General features: G+C 74.5%; 1 protein-coding gene. It reads left to right on the top strand.

Annotation, left to right across the window (positions count from 1 at the left end; all coding sequences use genetic code 11):
- Positions 1-646, top strand: a 646-nt coding sequence (locus tag ACFWJO_RS38150; protein WP_386872752.1) for an alpha-amylase family glycosyl hydrolase, incomplete at both ends; no start/stop codon positions are given.

Here is a 646-nt window from a genome sequence, read left to right as displayed (position 1 = left end):
CTGGACTCCTACGACCACGAGCCGATGATGGTGGCCGAGGCGTGGGTGGCCCCGCTCTCGCGGATGTTCCGGTACGTCCGCCCCGGCGAGATGCACCAGACCTTCAACTTCACCTACCTCATGGCCGGCTGGGACGCCGCCTCGCTGACCCACGCGATCGACCGGTCCTTCGAGCAGGCCGGCCGGGTCGGCGCCCCGAACACCTGGGTGCTCTCGAACCACGACACGGTGCGCCACGCCTCCCGCTACGGCCTCGCCGACCCGAGCTCCTACCCCGCCGGCATCACGGCCGAGGACGAGCAGCCAGACGAGGCGGTCGGTCGCCGTCGGGCCCGCGCCGCCGCGATGGTGGAGCTGGGCCTGCCCGGCTCCGCGTACATCTACCAGGGCGACGAGCTGGGCCTGCCCGAGCACACCACCCTCGCCGCCGAGCATCGCCAGGACCCGTACTTCTTCCGCACGGACGGCAAGGAGCCCGGCCGCGACGGCTGCCGCATCCCTCTGCCGTGGGCCGCGGACGAGCCGTCCTACGGCTTCTCGACCCCCGCGGACGACGACGGCCCCGCGTCCGCCGCCGAGGGCGTCGCCGCGCCGTGGCTGCCCCAGCCCGCGTCCTTCCGGGCGCTGGCGGCGGACCGGCAGGTCG

The organism is Streptomyces sp. NPDC127092, assembly GCF_042722475.1.
Taxonomy (GTDB): domain Bacteria; phylum Actinomycetota; class Actinomycetes; order Streptomycetales; family Streptomycetaceae; genus Streptomyces.
Note: the sequence above shows the minus strand (reverse complement) of the source record. Positions and strands in the feature narration are given on the sequence as shown.